The following is a 24368-nucleotide window of genomic DNA, read 5'->3' on the forward strand; positions in this document are numbered from 1 at the left end:
CCACATTATAACAGGGCCTCCGGAGCAATCCGGGGGCTTTTGTCGTTTATGGCCAAGTGTATATCGCAAAGCATATAGCAATTCAATATCGCGGAGCATATATCCCTTTAATTTCCCGCTACAGGAAGGTTTCCACCTATATGGTGCAGCATATTTCCCTTTAATATTTCACCGCAGGCGCATTTCCATCCATTTTACAAACCTATTTCCAGCACAAATCAATGAAGCGGTTCGTAGGACATCCAGTCTATTTCGAGTTCATAGGGGTGAAGGGGTGGTTCGATTGATAGCGGGTTGGTTTCAACCGACCAGTCCTTTGTGTGCCAAAAATTCATTCTGTATTTGGAGCGATGCTGTGGTATGCCCCTTGTGGTTCCTTGATAGTCCCAAAGGATAATCTTTTCACCGCTATCGGGGTGGATCATCCACCATCGTATCCGATCGGAAAACCAATCAAAGCCATAGGTATAGAATCCCTTAGAGGCGTCAAATCCTGGAACGGCGGGTACGGTTTCTGGCTGGTTTTGTAGGCCGGTGAGTGCTTCCCTGATGCCGGTATGGTTTTCCCGGTAGTTGGTATGGTAGATTACGCCTTCGGCTAAGTTTATAGTCCTGCCGACGCGTCTAAGTTCCCCAGGGGGGCCAGTCCAGGTTCCTACGTAGATCACGGTCGGGTCAGCCAGCAGCCATTCAAAGTCAATTTCACTGAGGCCCTCGACACTGTCTACGTGATAGGTGAAATACCCAACCACCGCACCTACATTCGGTTGGATGGCCGTTACGTCCGGAACCTTTAGGCGGGTGGCATAGGTACCGAAATGGGTGAATTTTTTGGTGATAATCTCAGGTCCTTTTCCGGCCCCGGCATTTTCAGCAGGGTCGATTTTGAAGGATAGGATTTTGGTTTCAGGTTCGGTAGGGGAGATTGCGCCAAAGCTGTATTTAAATGGAGACTTGTTTCCGGTGGAACCATACCGGAAAAAGGCCGAGGAATCGGAGGAAAAATCCTCTGTGAAAGCTCTGTGGTTTTCGCTGCTTTGGCAAAATGCCAGATACCAGGTGCCAAATAGGATGCATGTGAGAATGGTCTTTTTCACAGGGGTGTACGTTTCTTTATCTAGTGAATATACAAAAAAATGAAAACGCATAGTAGGGAATTCTGTCAAAGAGGTAATTAAGGTGCAAAAAGCCATAGAAAGAATATTCTACCTAACCATTTCCCTTCCCCTCTCCTTTTTCTTTCACATACCTTGACCAGTTGCTGTTTTCTTTGGAAATCAGGGATTCCACGTTTTTGACCAGGTTGGTGAAGGCATTGGCATTATCGTAGGGTTCGCTTTTGGTCAGGTAAAGGTATTTTTCATGCTTAAGGGACTCGCAGACAGTACGGTATTCCAGCCAATGTTCCTGGTATTTGTAGAGCCCCAACAGTCCTGAGATGATGGCGATCGCCGCACCAATTAGGGGGATGATATATGACCCCAAAGATAATACCTCTATGGGAAAGGAACCGCTTAGGGTTATGATGGTGGCCAATACCAACTGGGTAACCTGACAAAACCTGAACCGGGTTTTATTTGTTTTGCTTTTCTTGCCATACCAGCCAATCTGATCATCCAGGCGTTTTTTTAGGTATTCCTCTTCATTCATGGTGTTTATTATTTTACTAAGGTCTTAAAATCAGTTATGTCCCAAAATAGACCGCTACCACTCCACCTCCGGCCTCAGCTTCTTTGCCTCCTCGGGATTAAAGCTCGCCCACCAGTTTGCCTTGGGATGCTTGCAGACTTTGAAGTGTTCACGAGCGATTTTTTCGTATTGTTCTTTTTTGGATTTCCATAATTCTGGTTCCAAAACTTCTAATTCTAATGTTTTTTCATTTAAAGTATTCCCTGTGAGAGCTTCTACTTGCTGGAAAAAATGTTCTGTAGGAAAATCTAAATCTGCGTCAATTTCCCATACTTTAGCTGTCCTATCTATACTTGAGGTTATCCACAATCTTTCTTCACAACCAAAAGTCACAGAAAAAATATGTCCCTTTTGTTCAAATTGGGAAACAACCTCACCTGAAAATAAATCCCAAATTCTTGATTTTCCTGAAGAATGGCTTGTAAAAACGAAATCTCTATTTTCAAAGAAAACAGCCCAAGTGATTTCATCATTATTGAATATAGTAGGACTCAACTGGAATTGAGATTTTAAATCAAATATATACCATACAAATTCATTATAAACTAAAACTCTTTCCCAATTTTTGTCAAAATATACAGAGTCCTGAAAAGTCAAAATAGGAGTGAAAATTGGATTTGGAATTTTTAAATCGAAAATTCTAGTACCATAGAATCTCGAACACACCACTAACAATTCCTTTTCATAATTATATTTGATATCAAATAGGTCTGAAAATTTATGGTTTTCAGGTGCAATTTCAATTTGAGGTTCGATTTTTTCAAAAGTTAATTTATCCCTGATAAATAATATACCTTCTTTTGATATAGTAAATATCCATTGGTTATTTTCTTTAAAGAAAACTCTCTCTGTAAAGTCAATAATTTCTATATATAAATCTTCAAATATTCTTGAGTCAAATCTCAATATTTTGGATTCTCCCTCATTGTTCCAAAATAATATATTCTCATAATTCTTGATAAAGATAGCCTCCTTAACATCAAAAAGAGGGTCTCTATAAATCTTATATGTTTTATTATCATATAATCTAAATAAATATAAAGTCCTATCAAAACACCAAACTAAAATAACATTTTGATCTTCAAAATAATTAAAACCTTTTATCCTATCGCCTGATATTTCAAAGCATTCAAGTAGTCTACCTGATGTCAATTCCCAAGATAGAATCTTATTATCATCAACTGTAAGGAAAAAATTGCTTTCTTCATTGATTGTAAGATTATTCAAGCCCAAATTCTTTTTATATTCGCCAAGTTTTTTGCCGTTATTCAAGTTCCACAAATAACATGTACCCTTAAAATCATATGTAAATAACCTCATTAAATTTTCAAAAAATAAGCTTCCTATGACTCTATCTTCATGCTCAAAGGAATAAAGGTGCTTTGGTTTTTCAAGACGGTTTAACCAAACTTTAACATTATTACTTATGTCCCAAATCAAGGTTAAGGTTTTATGATTCGCATAGCCAAAGGGAAAATCGGCTAGTTTATAACTTTTATCTAACCTATTTCCAGATAGCAAGTCCCAAATTTTAATAAAAAAATCATTTCCCTTAGAAATTATTTGATTATTAACAATATCTAATTTTACTTCTTGTACCCCTCCACCATGATTTATAGGATTATATAAAAGTTTTAATGACAAAATATTGTATACTTTGATTTTCCCAGAATGATTCCAAAATATCACAATATCGATTTCTTTTGCCATAATTATCCTACTTGTGATAAAATTGAAACTTTTTACTAATTTTAAATTTGAAGAATTCCATATTTTAGCTTTACCCGATGTTGTTAAAGTGAAAAATTGTTGTCCACTATTAAAAAGTAAAACCTGAATAAATACATTTTCATTATTTATTTTTAACTTTTTTGTGGTTTTTAGACTTTTCGAATCAGAAAATAATATTTCTTTTTCATTCCAGGTAATAATTAGATTAAGATCAGTATCAATTATTACATCTTTTAAATTTTTATGATAAATTTTTCCTAAAAAAACTTTTGATTTTAATTCAAATATATCTGTTCCTTCATTATCAATAAATAAGATAATTCCATTAGTAAAATTTAAAATCGGAGCAGATGTGATTTCGGTTAAAAAGAATATTTCATTTAAAACTTTGAGCGTCCCTAAATCAAAGATTTTTATAGAAAATTCATCCCATATCAAAAAAAGGTTATTTTTTTCGTCAAAATATCCACCTTCAATTCTAGATGAAAATTGAATAGGACAATTTTTAGTTTTGAGTTGTTTTAGATCCCATAATTTTGCTTGACTTTCTCTCCAAGTCAGTAAATTATGCCCTTGGATGTCAATAATCCCGCCATAAAATGTTCCAACTTCGTCAATGAATTTATTAACAGTTGGGTCATTGATTATTTTAAAAAGATCGCAAAAGCCATGTAAATCTTTTGCCAAAATAAACCTATTGTAGTGATCAAAATAAACTTCGGAGACGAGATTATGACCAAAATTAAATGTATGTATCAATCTTTGCTTTGGTATCAAGTTTTGAACCTGAAAACTTAATAAAGTTATCAAATCCTGCGAGAGAGTGTAATTAATTGTTTTACCTGCCAAAAATAAATACTTCAAAAAGTCTTGACTATCTTTCGCCCTCTTCCCCATCTCCCAATAATACCTCGCCAATCGATTACTCAATTCAATATTCTTCTCCTCCAGTTCCTTCTCCTCCTTACTTACCCTCTCCTGGTTTTCTTTGAAAACTTTCTCCTCCAGTTCCGTCCAAGCACGCATGCCTAACTTCCCTACCTCTAGCGTTTTTATGTCTGTTTTGCTGAATTCGACGGACTCCCCATCTTCTATTTCTCGCTTTTTACTGTTTAATAACCTGCTTGCTTTCTGCCCCGAAAGGTTCGACAAATCATGCATCTCCCGAACAATGGGAGCAAGAGAGTCATGGCCTAGCCTGTAAATAGTCTTTGAAGGTTCTGTTGAATCTATTTCGATTAGTATATATAGACTTTTAAGTTCTTCAAGAACCTGCCTGAGTCTTGGCTTCGGAAATTCCATCCCAAGCTTTTCGAAGGGATGTTGCGCTGATGTGCCCCGGACAGTGGTGAAATAGAAAAGCAATTCCAATACTAAGCCTGAATCTGATTCCTCTTGGAATTCTATTGCTAGAGATTTTAGCTGTTCGCTCACAAATTCCTTTAAGCTTTGACTTTTTACCTCCTCAAAAAGTTGAAAAGTGAATCTTCTTGGCTTTTGGGGGACTTTATCCCACATTTTTCGCAGAAGCAGTTGAAGCAAAGGGGCTTTGTTTCCCGTTGAATCCCCTAAAATGGTTTGCCCAATAAGGTGGGAGAGCTTCTCGCCTTTTTCATTTTCCTCGTAAGATAAGGCATAGGTATCCGTGTACTCTGTAGATAGGGTTATGCCCTCAATAGCCTCGAGAATTCCCTTTGAATTCAGGGGTTCCAAGAACTCTTCCTCCAATACCTGTTCTTTGAAAAGCTTCTTTATCTCAGCTAGGTATTCTTTCCGGAAGCTTATCATTACCTTTGTTTGTTCATTTTTGACAAGCTCGCTGACCAAACCAATCAGTTCTCTTTTTTCAATCTCGGATTGTTCATTTTCCCTCGGATCGGTAAATATTTCTTCAAACTGATCCAAAATCACTAGTTGGTTTCCTTCCACGGATTGGGTATTGGCGAGCACTTCTTTGAAGGCATCCTTGTCTTTATCCCTTCGGAAGTACAATACCTTCCACTCTTTGTTCTCCAACCTTGGTTTTAGGCCAGCAAATAGCAAGGAAGATTTCCCCACCCCCGAGTAGCCAAAAAACAAGAGAATCTGCACTTCGGAATTAACCAGAAAGTTGATCAGCCTGCGAATTTCGATTCCCCTGCCAAAAAATACCCTTACATCCTTTTCTTCGAAATATTCCAAGCCTTTGAAAGGGATAGCGGGTAATCTGTACTTACCATCCTTGTAAGGATGATCCTTGAGCGGATTCTCCAAATCCAAGTCTTTGGCGATCTGCCCAACTAAAGGAAGGATATCTCTTTCAAATTCTAGGTTTCGAAGGGTTATGGCATTTGGATCAGAGATTCCATTAATTGAGTCTGGTAGATTATCAAAAGATTCTTTTGCTCCGGCTCCATTTACGAATACGGGGAATATCTTGGTTTGTGTATTGGCGATTGCCAATTCAAGTTCTTTCCTCACCCAATCCTCTTCTTCCTTTAACCGGTCCGTGTTCTTGTCTGTGCCCCTCCAATTCGGGCCAATCATGGCAATGACCAGTTTGGCTGCTTTCACGGCATTTTCAAGTTCAGTGGGAAAATGTGCTCCGGGATTTAGCCTGGAGGTATCCAAAAAGACCTTGTCTTCCCCAAAATTCTTTTTGAGGTGTTCCGCAATCAGTTGGGCTCTTTCGGAACCATCGTCTCTTCGATAGCTTATGAAAATAGGGTGCATGATTTTAGAGTTAAAGTGAAGGAAAGAGTGGATATTTATTAGGGATAAAAAAAGCTAGTTTACTAAACCGAATAGCTCCTTCGTGGAGAGGATTTCTGTTTTTGCTCCGTTTTTTTGTGCGGTAGCGACCATATGCTTGGTTCCTCCGTGGCCATCACCTTCTTTTTCATCCCATAAGGCGATTAAGGTTGCATTCAATCCCCCATCTGCCAAACCGCTGCGTAGGATCCAATTGTTATTTCTTTCCCAGATCGTATAGTCGGCTTTGTTTTTCAGCCATTTGGGCAATTCCCCATTTTCCGAAAGAAATCTCTTGGGTAGATGTGCATACAAGCTGTCGAATCTTTTTACCCAGTCATTCCCGGCAAACCTTACCGAAGTTTCCAAAAATTTTTCCCTGGACATGGGAAGATAGAGTTCGGATTGGATAGATAGTTCTTGGCACACTTCGTGGAAAAGGATATCCCCCCCGCAGGCACCGCCGGCAATCCCAATGATTTCCCCCCGAAAATCCTTGATCAGTCCTTCTATGGCCTTTTTGATGTGCTCTTTTGCGATGGGTTCTTTCTCTGCGGGAAACCTTGGAACCTCCCGAGAAGGGCTGTCTATCATGTGCCCGGTAAAGATGATGACCAGTTTTTCTTTCGGTGGTGTGTCCCGGAATAGAGGAAGTACGGCATCCACATTTTCCGTTAAGATTCCTAATTCCCTGAAAACAAGAAGCTGTCGCTTTGCCGAATCATAATTAAATCCGCCGGTTGGGCCAAGAATACCCTGGTAGGCAATTTTGACCCGTTCAGGATTTTTGGAGGTAAGAAATAGAAAGTCAGCCGCGGTAATTTTCACCCAAGAGTCGCGAGTTCCTGTTTTGATAACGGCATTGATGGATCCTTCCACCATCGTGCATAGCTTTTGGAGCTTTTTTTTGAGTCCGATCAGTGCGCGTTCCGAATCCTCATCTTCTTCAAACAAAGTTGCCCAGACTTCCGGGAGTTTTTCGACCAAGCCAATTTTGATAGTCAGCAGGCTTAGGGCATTTATACCCGAGTAGAAATGATTGAGGTCCGATTCAAAACCCCGTTCGTAATCTTCAAAAGCAGTGTCCAATTCCGGAGAAATCAAGGCAGTTCTGGCAGGATTAGGGTCGTTTTTCCACCTTTCCATCCAGCGGGTTTTGGCGTTTCGGGCCCTTAAGGAATACGTTTCAGCCAGTTTTTTTGACGTCATCGTAGATTGGTTCCTCAAAACCCGCTCGATTGCATGGTCTGAAGATTTCAGAAGTCCGATTTTTCTGTCGGACTGATTTTCCTCTTCGGAAAGCCTCTGGAAGATGGTGGCCAAGCGGTCATTTGCCTCGTAGTCGTCCGGGTTCTTATCTCTGATTTTTTCAAAGGTGTATTTTGCGTCATGGATTGCCTTAAGATCGAATTGTTGGTTGCCGATTTTCCGAAATCCGGGAATTCGCCAATTCAAACCATCCAATTCGGCAGCCATCAAGGATAGTTTTCCCTTTTGGCTTTCGGTACCGGCCAGTTCCACATCTTCCGAAAAATCTATCGGTATGGCCAAAAAATCTTCCGGATCTTGGGCATTCAGCTTGGGAAGCATGTTGAAAACGGGACTGTCTACATCGTTTGACTCCATACTTTCCTTGAGTGTCTTTACTAATGCTTCCGTAGAAGCGGCGGGGTTATCTGCATCATACTCCACGTAGCGATACCCTTTAATGTCAAACGGGATGCTGTCTATGCGAGACCAGATCAGAATGGTTTTATTCTTTCTCAGCGCATGCCGAATGCCCAGTTCATAGAATACGTTGGCATTATGGATGGTAATGTCTGCGATGACCAGGTCTGCCAAGAGCAGCAAGGAAAACATATCCACCCGGATCTCCCCCGGCTTAAATATCTCCCCGGTGGTTCCACCCCTTAGGTTCAACGCCCTAAGTGCCGGTTGGATCAGAAGTTCCTCCACCTTATCAAAGTTTATTGTCTTTGATTCAGCTTTATCGGAATTTTCAGACTTTTGGCTGACCGTTTTTTCCTTAAAAGGCCTTACGATAAATACATCCATTTTCAGTTTTTTAAAGGAAACATCCGTTTAATATTTATTAAACTGCCCTTTTTGCCATAGTATTGGTGGGTTTGTTCTAGCAGTCTATTGGGGTTTCTTGTTTGTTTGTTTTTATATACTTTTTAAATGGCAGTTGTTTCTAAAAAGAGCTTACGGTCTAAATACTTCGCTTACTTTTCTCTGTCTTACTTAATGCAGATTCGGGTTTATTGATCTTATGCCTACTTGCTAAAGTTACCAAATTTCAATACTTTTTGCTTAAGTTCGAAAGGGGAGGCAAGGAAGATGGGGTAGGTTTTCTTCATAAGTATTGTATTTATTTCCCTTCGATTTCTTTAATTCTTTTTTCTGCATATTTCTTCCATTCTATAGTTATTGGCACCAGATAATATTCCTCGCCAAAGTTATTTATATAACCTTTTAAAGCTTGTTCAAGTAATTTTATAGCTTCTTCTAGGTCATCCTTTTTACCCAAATACACCATTAACCCTCCAAGATTAAATTTTCCGGTTAAAGTGATGGGATTCTCTTCCCCGAAGTTTCGAATGTCCGAAGACAGGGCTTTTTCCAGATGTGGCTTGGCCACCAAAAGGTTCGCTTCTCCTCCAAGGGCTTGGTATACCAAAGCCAGGTTGGAACGCCTTGTCGCTACTGAAGGGGAATCTTCGCCGAAGTTGCGGATATCGGAGGCCAGAGCCTTTTCCAGATGTTCCCTGGCCTCCAGAAGGTTTGCTTCCCCGCCAAGGTCTCGTAGTACCAATGCCAGGTTGGAATGGCATCTCGCCGCCGAACGGAAATCCTCACCGAAGTTGCGGATCAATGAGGACAATGCCTTTTCCAGATGTTCCTTGGCCTCCAGTAGGTTCGGCTCACCGCCGAGGTCTTTGTATATCATAGCCAGGTTGGAACGGCTTGTTGCCACCGAAGGGGAATCCTCACCGGCGTTGCGGACAAAGGATGACAGGGCCTTTTCCAGATGTGCTCCGGCCTCTAGTAGGTTCGCGTCCCCGCCAAGGTCTCGCAATACCGCTGCCAGGTTGGAACGCCTTATCGCCGCCGAAGGGGAATCTTCGCCGAAGTTGCGGATATCGGAGGCCAGGGCCTTTTCCAGATGTTCCCTGGCCTCCATAAGGTTAGCGTCCCCACCGAGGTCTTGGTATACCATCGCAAGGTTGGAACAGCATCTCGCCACCAAGGGGTAATCCTCACCGAAGTTTCGGACCAAGGAGGCCAGGGCTTTTTCCAGATATGCCTTGGCGTCCAGAAGATTTGCTTCCCCACCGAGATCTTTGTATACCATTGCCAAGTTAGAACGGCTTGTCGCCACCGAAGGGGACTCCTCACCAAAGTTGCGGATATCGGAGTCCAGAGCCTTTTCAAGATTTTGCTTCGCTTCCTCTAGATTTTTTCTGTCGCCAATTTCCCGAAATAAAATCCCGAGGTTATTCCAGAGTAAGCTTAAATCATTGGAGTCTGTTTCTGAAAACGCTTTAACCAACTGCCTGCCAAAGGGAATCCATTGGAATTTTGTATGGTAATTGTCTTTGTTTTCTTCATACTGGATTAACCCTGTAAGCTTTTTTACCCATATTTTTCCATCCTCCCATAGGGTTTCCTGATTTCGGTGAAGAACGAGTTTCTGTACTACCGGACTTAATCTTAGTGCGTCATAATCGCCTCCAATCCATCCTTTTTGGTACAGATTATCTAAGGTTTCATAAAACCCAGTGTTATCCTCGGGTTCAAAAATATCGAGCAGGAACTGTTGACTGTAACCGTTCACTGGTAGCAATGCTAGATTGACAAGGCAATACCGATCAGCTTCACTCAGATTTGAAAAATCATATAATACCTCCAAGATAGCATTGGGAGATGCTGCTTCACTGTTGACAAAAAAAGCATAGTCTGTTTTTACCCGTGTATTGGCGATCCTTTCCAAGTGTATTCCCTTTTCTTCAAAACGCTCCAAAAAACCCTTCAAATCAATCCCTCTTGCGGATGCCTTTTTCAGGTTTTTTGAAAATACCTCTATCAGCAGCGTATGAAAATCAATGGCATTTAGGAATTTTTCGAGGAGGGTTTCAAATTCAGGTCCTTCTTCCCTATAATTCTTGGTAAATAGTTCCTTTGCATCGGTAGGATGAAGATGCTTTATCAATATTTCATTTTCCAGATCGACCAGCACCTCCCTGCACCTGCTCGTAATCAAAATATTTCCATTAAAACCAGAGAATTCCCTTAGGAACTTTCGGATATCCTCTGCATCATTGGCATTATCCAGAAAAAGCAGGACCTCATCTCCAAGGCTGTTCAACTTCCGTTGTATCTGTCTGATTTTCTGATCCTCATCCATGCCTTGAAGTTCCAGTCCCAGCCGGTCATCCATCATGGAATTGAGTATGCCCCTTTCGCAGAAAAGATAAACGCCATGTCCATAGGTATATTTGTTCTCATGCCAATATTTGGCGGCCAAAGTGGTTTTCCCCATTCCACCCTCTGCGGAAATCAGAACTACTTTTCCTTTACCGCTCAGTTTATTACTAATTTCTGCCAACATCTCTTCCCTTCCTATCACGAAAGATGGTGAGTGGGGAGCGTTACGGCTTAGGGTTTTTATTGGTTCGCCAACCTGAAGGGTGCCTTTATCGAAAAGGTCAAAAAGTGTTTGTTGAAAATGGTACAACAAATCTGATTTGTGTTGAAAGGTACTATGGAACTGTTCCTTCCCCAAAGTCAGCAGCCTATCCAAAAATTCCATTTTACTTTTTATCTCCCATTCTTTAGGAGTGCTGTTTTCTTCTTGTGTTTTCTCATAGACATAAATAATTGGCCTCCCTGTTTCCTTAAATCTCCCATAGGCCAATTCAAATTCCTCTTGGGTATATTTTCCCATTTTGGTCCAAAAAAGAACAACTACGATTTCGGCATCATTCAGGATTTTGTTATAATCATCCTGCTTTCTTCCATTGTTCAGTTCTGCCCCCATATCTTCCCAGATTTCAAGGTGGAACTGCACATTCTTCTTGACAAGGCGCTTGTTTTGCCTTCCTATAAAAATCTCGAACTTTTCCCGCTCGGGCTGAAGTTCATAGGAGGAGGCGAGGAAGATGGGGTATTGTTTAATGCTCATGACATATATGTTTTATTTCAATTTCAAAACACCATCCTCACCGAAGCCCGATTGGGAATCAAAGGATTGCCGCCTCCCACCATGGGCGGCTGACTTAAGGCATCCAAGGTGGCGTGGAAGCCCCTCTGGGCAATAGCATGAAAATACCGTTTGTTGGAGTTGATCCGAAAATCAAAACCACTGAATCCCTTTAGCGGAATATCCACATGATAGAAGGTGTATTCATGCATCAAGGCCTTTATCATATTGGCTTTCATTACCTTCTCTTTGTCCATAAGCGCAGTATTTATCATTACCTCAAGCATCTTGCTGAATCTTATTTCAAATTTGAAATCTTCCATTTTTTTGGGCTTTGATAGTTCTATTCCTAAAGGGGAATTTTTTGCTTCTTCTTTGATCGCTTCTGCTATTTGATCTGCGAAAAAATCGACAGGTATATCCTCAGTCATAGAATATTTGGGGGCGAGGCAATTCCATCGAGTGGGAGGTATTGCTGTATCTGTCAGGGAAAAACCTATTTTCGGCAACGAAGGAACGATAGAGCTTGGCGGCCAATAAGCGTCACAAGTATGGTGCAAAAGCCAAACCGGAAAATTTGAAATCAGTCCGCCATCAATAATGGATTTATCCCTGCCTCTTGGTTCGAAAACCAATGGAAGTGACATGGATCTTCGGATCGCCTCTACCACCGAAAGATCCTCCGTTGAATTCATGCCTGAGTATATTTCAATCCCTTTCGATTTATAATTTGCTGCAACCACGGTCAAAGGAATCCGCAATTGAGAGAAATTTACATTCGACCTATTGGAAATTCCCATTAACTGATTCCTTTTTGCCCGAAGCAATGGTCCGTAAAGTTGAATGAAACGCTCCCCTTTAAATATGCTCCCTGCATGTATCAGCTGAATCATCACAGGTATCATGGGATTGATGTTCATCAGTACTTTAAAAATTTGATGTGCCTGTTCTATCCTGCTGTTTTCGTTGGGAAAAGCCATAAAATCTCCCAAGGTAGGCGGTTGTTGAGGAAACATGACCAAGGTATTGGATTCTAGAAAACCCCTAAGCATTTTTTCAACTTCAACTGTCATCAAAAGCTGCCCACCGGGAATTACCGTTTTGCAGGCCGCAATTATAGCCGTGGCCATACCCGCACGGGTTGGAATATGAGGAAGCGGCTGCCGCAAAAATTCCTCGATGAAATCCCCTTTCAAAATATTCCACAAGAAAGTCTTTTCAATCAAGGATTTATCAATAGTCCGAGGATCCGGAAAGTCCAAAAACTCCATAAAATCAATAGGACTGACATTTGGAGGAAGCGTCGAGGGCCTCGGGATACCCCCTGAGAAATTTGAAGTGAGCCATCTGATTTCACTGGCAGAATATCCCACAGCTATCAATCCCGCAATGATTCCTCCAGCGGAATTACCAACGACACGCCTGAACCAAATACCGGATTGTTCCAAGACGTTCAGAGTTCCCACATAGGAAGCACCCAATGTTACCCCTCCCTCAAACGCCCCGTCAACCCATTTCGTTCTTTCCGGAATTTTGGAAAACTGCTCCTGTACATGTTGCCCAAGCCCCGGATTTACGGTTATTCCTTGCGTACCCTGATTAGGAGATGTGGTGCCGACGACGGGTTGGCTGATTATTTTTTTTCCCATGTTTCGAATGATCTAATGGTTGGTTTCTGCGCATTATCTTATTTTTTCACCTATCAAATGGAAAGTAGCCCATTAGATAAAATCAATCTGAGGTACCGCAGGCCCCGCTGATCCGAACCTGAGGATCACGCGTACTCCTCTCCTTCCCAAAATTGGAATGTGGACAAAATGATTGCCAGTATACTGAAATTGGTAATTTGGCCTAGAACTGCTGTAAACCATTCTGATAGAAGACAATGTGAACCGTGGGAATGGCCCAAACCCTCCTATTGTGAAGGTGCCGAGGATATGACCTGATGCTACCCCCGATGCCTGAATGTCCAACGACATATTGGCCGTGGAACCAAACAGGCTGAGCCTATTCCGGATTGCTAAAATCCCACTATCTCGTAAACGGACAGAGTTACCTGTCCCAGATGATCTCATGGACATTCCGTTAAATGTAAAGTCCCTAGTCAGGGGCAAATCAAATCCTGTTCTTCCAATAATGGATATCTGAGGAATATCAATGCCATTCGCCGGAAACCCGGTGACCCGAGGCCCCATAAGCTTGCCTGCGGGGATGGTAACTCGGAAAGAAGGATTTAGGAAGTTCATGGATACAGACGGTCGTCTATTGGGCAATCTGAACGGACCTAACGTCAACTCAGCATCACTTGCCCATGACAAACTTGCGGCTCCGGTAGAAGTACAGCTACCATTCAGTGCAGCCTCCCTACCCATTATCCAGACCCTGATATTTTCCATTTGCACGGAAAAAATGTTTCTTCTTCTTTCCAGAAAGCAACGGCTGTTATTGTTGGTGAAAATTCTCGCAAGCCTTACATCAACAAAGGTCCTACTTCTAAGTGCCACAATTTCATGCTTAAAGTCCCCACTGCTCAATCGGATGGCTCCTGCATGATTGAGTATCCATGCACCCGTAACAGGATTTTTTAACGCAGATACTGTACCACTAGCATCTAGGGTAATAACCCCACCGGTGTTTTTAGATAGGGATAATTGGCTGTTAGCCGCTAGTAAAACCAAACTGGGGATAACGGTCATCGATTGGCTGGTTCCAAAGGATACCTCAAAGCTTCCGTTGGAGGAAGCTGAAAAAATTAAGCGAGTGGATGGATTAATGTCTCTTCCAAGAATCTTCACATTTGGGCTTAAACCTTCAAATGTAAACGACTGACCTTTCGTCCACTCCAATTGCCAGTTGCTTGGTGTGATTTCGATCAATCCAGATACTGAGAATGTTTTTGATTCCAGTTCAGCTTTTACCTCATCTTTGGTGATGTTTACGCTTCCGTTCACATCAAATCCTAATGGAGTCAGCCTGAGCGATGCATCGGCCAACTCCAATCGATAGTTCGAACGCGTTTTGGAAACACGTAAACTAACCGTTCCGCTAATCAAATTTCTTATTAGGAAGCTCTGCCGGGTAAGATTAAAATCAAAATTCCCGTTTGATTGGATCTGGAGGCTTCCGACTTGGTAATTATTCTCAAAGGTGGTTCCTGGGAAGATCCTAAATGTAGGGCTCTGAACTGCCATGGAGATAGTTCCCTGAGCATTCCTTGAGGCAGCTAAACTACCTCCTGAAATATTGAAGAACCCAGCCACACCTATCACACCTCCTTCGACACTTAAGTTAAAAGTTGCATTGGTATTGATCTGTAAGCTCGTAACCCTGTAAGGAGTAGTGGTAAGCTCTTGCAAATGAAGTTCACCTCCTGAATTCAAAGTAAATCCACTATTGGATAGGGTCAACGAAAGGTTACTTCGGTTTAATCCAGAAATGATGAGAATCCCAAACACAAAGGCAGGAGAGACCGCACTTACGGAAAAGGTGCCGTCATTGGCGATTTCAAGGACAGTCTGTCCTTGGTTTCCAAGGGTCAGTTGTCTTTTGAGGGCATCATTTCCCGGAAATGATTGAATGGTAACGGAACCCGGTAAGTGGACCCGAAGCCTTACTTGATCAAACCCTACTCCTGTACAAGCTGCGCTAAATGACACATTTGATTGTATGCGGATAATTTCGGCATTGCCTACAAACAGTTTGACCCTGGAGCCAGAGGCCTGGGCGGACCAAACAGCATGGGAGCTAATGGTAAATGGCATTTTTGGGGTCTGCCCAAACATCTCAAAATCAGACCGCATAAATCCTTGATCGGCCACTTTTATGGATGAAAGACTCAAGAAAAACCGGCCTTTTGGATTAAAATCACTTATAAGGAGTTTTCCAGCAATCGAATTCCCTGCCAGAGGGACAAGTCTCAGTAACCCAAGCGGTATAAAGGAAATAATACCCTGTGCCTCTACAAAGTTTTCATTTTTTTCAGGCAGGGTATTAATGGAAACACTCACTTTCTCAAGCTTAGGTAAGCCGAGTGGCATATCTAGGTGGTTGACCGACAGCCTTGACACCATCTTCGGCAGCAAAGCGGAATCAGAAAACGGCAGTACGGCAATCTCAAACTTCGCATTGGTGACCTTGAAAATTCCTCCGGCATCAAAATCACCTTTAAATTCGAAATAAATCCCTCCATTTCGTTTCAGTTGGGACTCCATGTCGGCTCCGACCGCGCCCGGATCATAGAATGGACTATATGCCTGCACTTTGAGCGAGGCGTTTGCTCTTACTTTAAAAATCTGGTCTAAGGGTGCTGGAATTCGGAGGCGATTGATCTCTGCCATCATAGAGAGCTTCGGCAGGCCTTGTACAAACAGTTCCTGAAGATTTTCCAAAGGATTTGACCTGACCACTCGAATAGAGGATACCAGATCTTTGAAGTTTCCGAGTCCGGTCATGCTTCCGGTGAGTATGATACTTCTTCCGCTGAAATTGTCATCCTCGTACAAAATCACCTTTAGACCAGAATTTTCCGGAATTTGAATGGACTTCAGGGCGTTGTCCCCGATACCTAGCTGCTGCGTGCGGTAGTCACCAAGGCGCAGTTTTCTTTCCTGCCCTTGGAAATCCTCTCCGGTGTAGAGTATTATTTGAGGAGATCCCAAACCTATGCGAGGTTGCTTATGGTGGTATTCTATCAAATCCAGAATTTCCTTGAAATACTCATCGATAGGGCGGGTAGGAGTCTGGCTCAATACAAACCTGAATTCGGCACTATCCACAAACGAACTCATCCATGAGTTTTTGGGAACCTTGGCGATAATTTCAAATATTCCAGCTTTACCGGCATTTCTATCCGGTCCATAGGCGGTTACACTAGCCTCGAAGATTGGGATTCCCAATATTCGGGCGTTGTCAATGGTTCCTTCAAAGAAGGCTTCTTCTACCGAAAGAATTTCTCCTATTGCCACGGTATTCAGGTTTATCCTGCCATCCTGCATTTTCCGTACGATACTCAACGGATCTGGGGAAGCACCTGCTATGGTCAAACTCGGAGGATTGGGAAGGGGAATGTAAAAGGCCATCTTTCCCACATCATCCATTTTCAACAGGTACTCTTCAAACACCGTAGTTACTGCTGAGAACCTTTCCAGCAAATCGGTGCCCGGATCAAATACCTTTGAAAACAAAGCCATGGGGATGCCTTCTAAAAGTACAACGGGCAAAGAGATAGATGCCGCACCTAAAAAGCCTCCATGTGGAAAATACGCTTTGAGGCTTAATTCGTGCGTACCTCCTGCCGAAAGCTTTTCCATGTCCTCTTTACTGCCTTTCCAAAGAATGCTTGCGAGGACATTGGACTCCTGCATCTTGATAAGCAAATCCTTTCTGGAGAGATATTTTTTATCCGACCTGGATTCCGGTCGCATCCATCGGTTTCCGATGTAAACGGGATGGTTGACCAGGTCCGGCATCAGAATCCTGGCCTGGGCATCTGCAAATTTCAACCCAAAGGGATTTAACTCATACTGTAGCGTCATTGTGGCATTTTCCAAGACATGACTGACCCCATCCTTCAAGTAAGCATCCAACTGCGCCATTGAGTTGCGGTCGGTAAACAGCATCTTATCCAATAAGGCAACCGGATCGGGAAGGCCAAACCCCATTCCAAGGGAAGCCCTATCGTATGCAGGGAAAATTCCTCCATACATTTGTCTTAAAATAAAGCTGGGAGAAATGCCAAGTTGAGCCGCAAAGGATGTTTTGGTGATATTTACCTGTGTGGAAGTCAACTCACCTCCCAATGGGAATCCGAAGATTTTGGGCTGTGCTTGACCGCACATGGTGAAGGTAGGATTGAAACTATTCCACGAATTAATAACAAGCAATCGGATGCATTCTCTTATATCAGGAGAGATCTTCTCCGGTGGAAGGCTCATCAATGCACCCACAAAGTTGGCCAATTGCCCGGGGGATAAATGCTCAAAAAACGCCAAAAGATTGTTTTCATCAAAGTTGCTTAAGAGTTGTTCATCCAATACCCCGAAAATTTCCCTAATAATAGGCCCTGTCAGTTTTTCAGCAAAGACCGAAACGGCATTCATCAGGCCATCCGCCAATCCGTCTGCCTTGAAGAAGAACTTTAATTGACCAAATGAAACAGGACCTATGGATGCGGCCAGTTCACCGCACATGGTCGGAATTAAAAGAGGGTTGCCCTGTGAATCGGTAGTATTTAGAAAAACCCTGGCAGTTCCCATCGGAATTCCAAGGACATTTACGGCCCCTAAGATGCCGACGCTACTAATTAAGGGAACAGGAAGAGGCAACATCACACTGCTTATCGAGAAGCCCCCTGTGATGGACAAAAACGTGGAAACAGCCGCATGGGAAAACGTTCCAGTCAACTTAAGTGTGGTTTCGGGACTGGGTATACCGGCATATGCAAGTTCTTTCACAGCTTCATAGACACTTTGATTACCTCCCAATGCGATTGTTATGGCCTCTGCAAATGTATTGGTCAGCAGGGCACGGGTATCCGCTTTCATTTGGTTGATCTTATCAGACACCAACGCTTTTTTTTCGGTATCCAATGGAAGGCTATTGACATCCGGAAATCCTTGCTCTATCAGATCAAACAAATTTCCAACGGCTGCCTCGGCGATTTCAGGAGGGGTGGTCAAGCCCAGTTGATTAAAAAACTGTGGAGTAATCCCAAAGGAATTTAATGTTCTCTCATCAATGGAGGTGAATTTTAAAATCACCCGATCTGGATACCGTCTTCTGTCCGGATGAGGTTGGGAAAGTATGCTAATAGCAGGAGGCGGACAGGGTCCCGATGGACAATCAAACGCCAAAGGGTCACTGACACTTTCTTCTAAGATCACCGTTTCATCATCCGGAACCTCTGGCCTTGGAATTGGATTTTGCGTTGTACGTTCAGGTATCCCTGACTCATTAAGCCTTACATAGGTTCGGATATCGCAGGGGTCGGCATTACTGACTTTTCCATCCAGATTGGGGAATATGATCCCGCCTTGGGCACCGGTAATGAGAAAACCAAAGGGAAGAACGATGCCGGCCGGCCCCGCATTCGCTTCCAGGCACATGCCACGAGGTCCTCTAGTTCCAATCGCCAATAATGCAGTTGCACCCGCATCACTGATTTTTGCACCTACCTTCCCGGCAAAAAACAAATCTTCAGGCTTATCCAAACCTCCGAGGTAAACCATTCCCGTTAGGGAAGCAGGGCCAGCGATGAAATTATCGATACCAAACTGAATCCCCTCAATTTCTATTCCTGGCGTACCATCTCTTTTGACCGGAATTCCCTCTTGGTTAAACCTGATCGATATACCTTCAACTTTTCCACCCAGTGTGCCCCCCAGTGGCAAAGGTATTTCCAGGCCGGCTGTTAGGTTCACTCGAATATTGGTTGGAGCGATTTTCCGAGGAAGTGGAAGATCCTCTTCAAACTCAATGCCCGCAGCTTCCACTTTCAACGGCAGTTGTTCTACGACAGACAACAACTCCTCGCCTGGATAAAGGGAAAAGCCCTGAATATCAAATATCGGGATTCTCTCCCCCACAAATACAAAACTGGCATCTTTGAGACCAAGGCCAGGTCCGCCGTCTCCCAGAAATAATTTACCTCCAAGATCCAGTTTAAAGGGTTTTTGACGGCTGTGTGCGAGCATATTAGGAATTCCCGATGCGGATATTTCACCGTTGACAATTCTTACCCCTGAGGCACCACCCAACCGAAAGGTTCCACCAATCCTCAATTCTTCCAAGCTAACAGCGGGAGGGGTAATCAAGTCCCAGGAAACAACACCGGTAGCTCCCAAAAATAGGGAATCTCCATTTTCCTCACAGAGCATTGAGCTGGGAATGTGGAAATTCATTGCTCCCTGAAGTCTGAAACTTGGTTGGTTTTGTTGGTTTCTGCCAAGTGTTAGGCTCGTTCGGTTTCCACTTGAACTGGTGGAACCCAAAAGGGATATTCTGAAATCTCCGCCCAAGTCAAAATCTATATTTTGCCGCAAATACAGTATGGCTTCGGGAACCGAGCGAAAATCCCACCGAAGCTCAGCAAAACCCAGTTCAATATTCGGCCTGCCAGCGATAGGGATTTTCAGGTTTCCGGACGCTTTTTGAAAGGAGGCAGTTGCCTCGGTTCCGTTAAAAACAAAATCAGCCGCATTGACAGTAAAAGTTAGGGCGGTATCAGAAACTTGCTCGGAGGGGAATTCGAGTGTGAAGTTGACGATAGAAAGGCTTCCTGAGTAAACAAGATTGCCATTTTGTACCGTAAAAGTGAGCGGTGTGCTTCCGATGGCCACCTCCAAATCTTCTGAATCACTTGCTTTAAAATTATTCGGAAACTGCAAAACACCAGCGGTCAGTTCGACCTCCTCTTGGGTTGGTTCATGCCTTATTGCCAAAGAGACATCTTTTACGATGACTGAAAAATCCTCCAATTTGGTCACATTGGCATCCTGCAATTTAGGAAGGATGCCCGCATTCGCCTCAATGATCTGTAAACTTCCTCTTTCAGGTTTGGTCGCTATTTCGACGGAAAGCTTACCTGACTCTATCCATAGTCTGTTGAAAAAGTTTAGCTTTTCCACATCGAGTGTAGCTTTCCATTCGATCCTTGTCGGATCCTCTTGGTCCGGAAATTGGAGGTCTGATTCGAAGCGTATGTGTTGGTCGTTTATAAGTTCGACGGCTCCTTTTAAGCGGGCATTGAACTTATTATCTTCGTAAGTGATGGCGACGCCCAGGTTGTTCAGTTTGATATTTCCGGGAAAAACGGAGTCGAGGTTTTCTCCGAAAGTCTCTGCGTGGAAGATCTCAATTATCCAGGTTTTCTCTTCCTCCTCGTCGTTGGCCTCGCTAGCGGCGGTTGGGTTTTCGCTCCCCACCGTCGGGACTGCCTTCTTCAATTTTAATTGACCCCTAACCGTTATATCCTTGGTTGAATCATTGATATATGGAACTTTAAAAATTCCGTTGACCGAAAAATCGAAGGCTTCCTCAGACTTGCTAACTAGCGATAAAATAGGTGTTTGTTCCGAAATTGGAAACAGCCATATCCCATCGCCAAGATGCAGTTTTCCTTCTGACTTGAATTCAAAAAGATCTTTGCCGAACCTGCACAGCACGTCTAATTTACTGCCCCTTTTGGGGAATACCAATTGTCCGGAAACCCTTACAATAAAAGGTAAAAGGTGATCATCAGTATCTGTAGGTAAGGTAGCCTCTTCTATGGCCAGTTCGGCATTTTTGATTTTAACGCCTCCCGACCCTTCCACGTGAAATTCACCCGAAACGATGGTTTCATCCAAGGTTAGCTGAGAGGGTTTTCCGTCCTCCAAATGGAAAGTTCCCTTGGATGTTACCTGAACGTGATCTCCATCTCTTTTGCTAATGAGCGAAGCGTCCAGCGTCACCTCAAATCCTCCGGTGATGGAAACCATAAATTTTTCTTCTTTTTCATAGAGGTAGCAACCTGGTGCATCCATCTCCTCCGAACCTCTATGAAAGGGTAGAAAGGTCAAGCTTCCCCAATCCTCATGGATGATGGGCAAGGTTCCATCCTCATCTCGAAGCCCCTGATTTCTTATCAACTCCCAGCCCATTGAGGAGATCTTGAGTTTGGGGTAGGTATTCGCTGCCTGTTCGAAGACTATTTCCCCGGCATCCTCTGACGGTAGAAGAAGCTTACTGCCACCCAACAACCTGACCCTGCTTTCGTCGAAGTGTACAATGGTTCCAAACAGCCGATGGCCAACGGGTAGTTGATTCCACGCTTCCATCAACTCGCTGTATTTTTGATCCAATAGGTCAATAATGAAATTGATACCCGTGTTGGCAAGCGCGGCACCTTCCCTGACCAAGCTGCGATACGGATCAGGTAATGCCTGCAATTCCTCTACTATCAGTAGCTGCTTTTTGTTAATTTCCCTCCTTATCAAGTAATTTAGGTCGTCGGGATCTAGAAATGTGGCTGGAAATGTTTGCTCTTGGACAAATTTTAGGGATTCTCCAAGCAAATAATAAAGGTGAAATTCATTGTTTAGGAACTCAAGGAGGAGGTAATTCCAAAGTTCTGCGGCGAACCGCTGTTCCACGGTCTCCAATCTATCTTGCACGGGAACAGGGAGGCCGGTATAGTCGAGAATCAGGCGGAACAGCGGTTTGAGGGCTTCCTGTATCCCGGTTATTTTTGAAAGGACAGTGTCTGGTGTGACAACCTCGTCGTGATTGGAAAACAGCTCCAGCAGATCATCGATTTCCTGTGTCACCAACCCTACCTGTTGAAGGATTTCAGGGGTAAACGGCGTATTTGCCACAGGAAGCTCCCAGCCAAGACTTGTTAAGATAGACAGAAATTCCTGTGGATTTTGAAAGGAATTAGTTAGCCCGGCCTTGAAGGCTTGCAGCTTGTCCCTGAGGGTCGGTTGGAAGTTGGGTTGGTTGATGTTGGGCATGGTTGGAGCGTGTTAAAATGAACAAAGTGATATCTGAAACCGACTTCCGCCAGTGGAAATAGCTGGTAGGGATACGTTACTTTTGGTTCTTGCCTAATCGTCTTTTATGCACCTGCAATAGAATTTTGATCCGGTAAGCCACCCTGAATTTGTTCGGATACCTAATAAATCGGCTATGTTTGTACCACTTTGAAAAAACACAGCACTTGCGGTTGGCCTATTGCCAGTATGGGTTTGAGGAGCCAAAGGTGTTGCGCTCCACAGCAATGTAACATTTCCCATCCCTCCAAACATCCCATCGAAATAGAAGCCGCCCGGCAGCAGATTGAATCCAAATTCGTTTGTCCCGTTTTGTGCAGAAGTGTTTCCCCAAAGAAATGTAGACCGAAGTGCTCTTCCTGCATTATTCAATCCCCCTGCAAACGTGATCAATGTTAACCACTCCGTGTCGTTTGGCAGGTGCCAACCGGGTGGACAGGCGATCAATGCAGATTCCCAATCGTACATTCTTCCAAATTCTCTACAATTAGCTGGATTGTTTTCAAAGCAATCACTCTCCACTCCGAAATAGTTAAGATTCCTGCCAAGCCAAGTTTGACTTCCAATTTCCAATACGGGATAACGCCTATCGTCTCTGGGGTCAATAAAAACCTTTGAGGGTTCTACATCAGCAAAAAACTCCAGGGGACTTCCATAAACATGCCCGCCCTCCTTGTTTCTAACTTCGGCCACCAATCGGGCCATGCCGTCAAAATCTTCGGGAAAGGACCAGGTTATCCGCGTTCTGCCCTCACTGTCGGTCGTAGATGTGGTTTCCGAAATCACTCCGTTTCCCTCTTCGAGTATCCAGTTTACCTGAAAGCCGCTGCGGTTCCACCCGCCGAAGCTGGATCGCTCCAACATGAGCACCCCCGGGGAAACAGACTCCCCGGCCTTTCCTTCAAAACGGAGGGTCGGGTCGAGGTGGTTTACGGACAAACAGGCCCGGTACAAAGAGCCGAAGTAGATTTCGGTCTCCACCGAAAATTCCAACTGATAACGCGGCATCAACGCAGAAACAAATGGAGCTATTTGGGCAACATTATAGGCGACTGAGCCCACCTTGAGAATCAGATTGGCAGTTTTCATCTGTTCTTTGGTCAAGGCAAGTAGGGCTTGGGACCAGCCAATGGCATCTAGGCACTCCCGTGAGGAAATTCCCACCACAAGCAAATCTTGAAGGATGTCCGTCAAATTGGAGATAAGAAAGGTAAATGCTTCGTCTCGGCTGTTGATCTGATTCGATGTGAATTGGTTTACGAAAGGAATTAGATCGCTCACCAATTTATAGATCAACTGCGATTGGCAATCTAGGCGCAGCGATGAAAAAAGCTCTCCAGCCAGCAAAAGGAGAGACTTTTCGATGGACTTCTGTAGGTTTCTGTTTTTTGCTTCATCGCTTTTTTGGGTAAACGTGGCCACATAGCACCCATCCAAAAGATTAAGCCCGGCGATGGGTTTGGTAGTTGGAGAAAAAAGGGAGCCAATCATTCCTCTTGGCTGGAGCATGGCATATTGGGAAAGATCCCCGGCGGTAAACGCTACTTCTACAAAGCTGTATTCTTTGTTTACCATCGTTCCCCCTTCTTCCGGATTCAGCCAGTCGGCATAGTCGATTCGTTGGTTAGCGGACTCTGCCAGGAAGTCCGGGATTTCGAAGTAGTTTTCGAGCAAAAAGCGGTTCATCCCCAGCAACAGGTCGACAAAGGTGTCGCTCTCTTGGTAGATCGGGGTTCTGGAGCCCAACCTGCCGCCGATAAATTGTTCAAAATCCGAAAATTCAGGGCTGTCATAAAGGGCTTGGAGTGCTTCGTCCCGAATACCCTCTTCCAAGGCATTCACAGCCGGAACAGACCCCAACATCGCCATGGAAACATTTCGTGCATTTATTTCTACCTCGCTGGACAGACTGTCTTTTTTAACGAAAGCCAATACGTCATTGGTCCCCGGATCCAAAACGATCACAAAAGACGGGCGGTCCTTCGGGAAAAATAGGCCTTCTTGTATACGGTTCGATTCCAGGGAGTCGATGGATGTATAAACAAGGGCGTTGGCAAAATTGAGTGTAGAGGCTACCCGAAGCGGAATAAGCTGTGCCTGATCATTTGGCGGAACACGCACGGTGGGTGTGGGAGTGACCTGTTGTTCATCTTCGAGTTGCTTACATGACCAAAAGATCAAAATATACAGCGGGAGAAAAAGGAGTTTGCGCATAGTGGATTAAAGAATGAGTTGTTAAAAGATTGCCTCAGAATCCACTTCACGTCCTACAAAAAAGGCTTATTTTGACAATATATGAAGTTGTAAATGGTTTTTATTGTAAAAAAGCGAAGCAGTGAAATAAAATCGTAAATAATGTGTGCAAAAGGTGTTTTTTGGATTGTAATTCAGGTAAAAGTGGTGATATTTTTTTCAAAGGAACCGTAATTTTGAGCTTTATGGGAGACTGTTCATTTAAGTGTGTCTGCTAAATTTACATAAAATGA

At 43.4% G+C, this 24368-nt stretch carries 8 protein-coding genes; all 8 read right to left on the minus strand.

From position 1 onward, the window contains the following. Positions 1-218: 218 nt before the first annotated feature. The gene (locus ADIS_RS21155) at positions 219-1097 is read right to left on the minus strand and encodes a glycoside hydrolase family 16 protein (RefSeq protein WP_010856776.1); all 879 of its coding nucleotides are present in this window, start codon (positions 1095-1097) and stop codon (positions 219-221) included. Positions 1098-1209: 112 nt separating this feature from the next. Next, the gene (locus tag ADIS_RS21160; protein WP_010856777.1) at positions 1210-1650 is read right to left on the minus strand and encodes a DUF4231 domain-containing protein; all 441 of its coding nucleotides are present in this window, start codon (positions 1648-1650) and stop codon (positions 1210-1212) included. A gap of 54 nt (positions 1651-1704) precedes the next feature. Continuing rightward, positions 1705-6132 (minus strand): nSTAND1 domain-containing NTPase, encoded by a 4428-nt coding sequence (locus ADIS_RS21165; RefSeq protein ID WP_010856778.1) that lies wholly within the window; start codon positions 6130-6132, stop codon positions 1705-1707. A gap of 54 nt (positions 6133-6186) precedes the next feature. Then, positions 6187-8205 carry a tetratricopeptide repeat-containing protein gene (locus ADIS_RS21170; protein ID WP_010856779.1) on the minus strand — a complete coding sequence of 673 codons (2019 nt, stop codon included), beginning with the start codon at positions 8203-8205 and terminating at the stop codon, positions 6187-6189. A gap of 316 nt (positions 8206-8521) precedes the next feature. Continuing rightward, on the minus strand, positions 8522-11335 hold the full coding sequence (locus ADIS_RS21175; protein ID WP_010856780.1) for a tetratricopeptide repeat protein: 2814 nt from the start codon (positions 11333-11335) through the stop codon (positions 8522-8524). Between the two features lie 23 nt (positions 11336-11358). Next, positions 11359-13002, minus strand: a complete 1644-nt coding sequence (locus ADIS_RS21180) for a patatin-like phospholipase family protein (RefSeq protein WP_010856781.1) — start codon at positions 13000-13002, stop codon at positions 11359-11361. 72 nt (positions 13003-13074) lie between these two features. After that, entirely contained in the window at positions 13075-21843 is an 8769-nt protein-coding gene (locus tag ADIS_RS21185; protein ID WP_010856782.1) for a hypothetical protein, read from the minus strand. Positions 21844-21936: 93 nt separating this feature from the next. Beyond that, complete coding sequence (locus ADIS_RS22500; protein ID WP_010856783.1) at positions 21937-24096, minus strand: FISUMP domain-containing protein; 2160 nt, start codon at positions 24094-24096, stop codon at positions 21937-21939. Between the last annotated feature and the right edge of the window lie 272 nt (positions 24097-24368).

Origin of the sequence: Lunatimonas lonarensis, assembly GCF_000390185.1 — a bacterium.
Classification (GTDB): domain Bacteria; phylum Bacteroidota; class Bacteroidia; order Cytophagales; family Cyclobacteriaceae; genus Lunatimonas; species Lunatimonas lonarensis.

What these genes read in the sequence shown, in the direction of transcription:
- ADIS_RS21180 (WP_010856781.1), bottom strand. Translation starts at nt 13,002, where the DNA reads ATGGGAAAAAAAATAATCAGCCAACCCGTCGTCGGCACCACATCTCCT.
- ADIS_RS22500 (WP_010856783.1), bottom strand. Translation starts at nt 24,096, where the DNA reads ATGCGCAAACTCCTTTTTCTCCCGCTGTATATTTTGATCTTTTGGTCA.
- ADIS_RS21170 (WP_010856779.1), bottom strand. Translation starts at nt 8,205, where the DNA reads ATGGATGTATTTATCGTAAGGCCTTTTAAGGAAAAAACGGTCAGCCAA.
- ADIS_RS21160 (WP_010856777.1), bottom strand. Translation starts at nt 1,650, where the DNA reads ATGAATGAAGAGGAATACCTAAAAAAACGCCTGGATGATCAGATTGGC.
- ADIS_RS21175 (WP_010856780.1), bottom strand. Translation starts at nt 11,335, where the DNA reads ATGAGCATTAAACAATACCCCATCTTCCTCGCCTCCTCCTATGAACTT.
- ADIS_RS21165 (WP_010856778.1), bottom strand. Translation starts at nt 6,132, where the DNA reads ATGCACCCTATTTTCATAAGCTATCGAAGAGACGATGGTTCCGAAAGA.
- ADIS_RS21185 (WP_010856782.1), bottom strand. Translation starts at nt 21,843, where the DNA reads ATGCCCAACATCAACCAACCCAACTTCCAACCGACCCTCAGGGACAAG.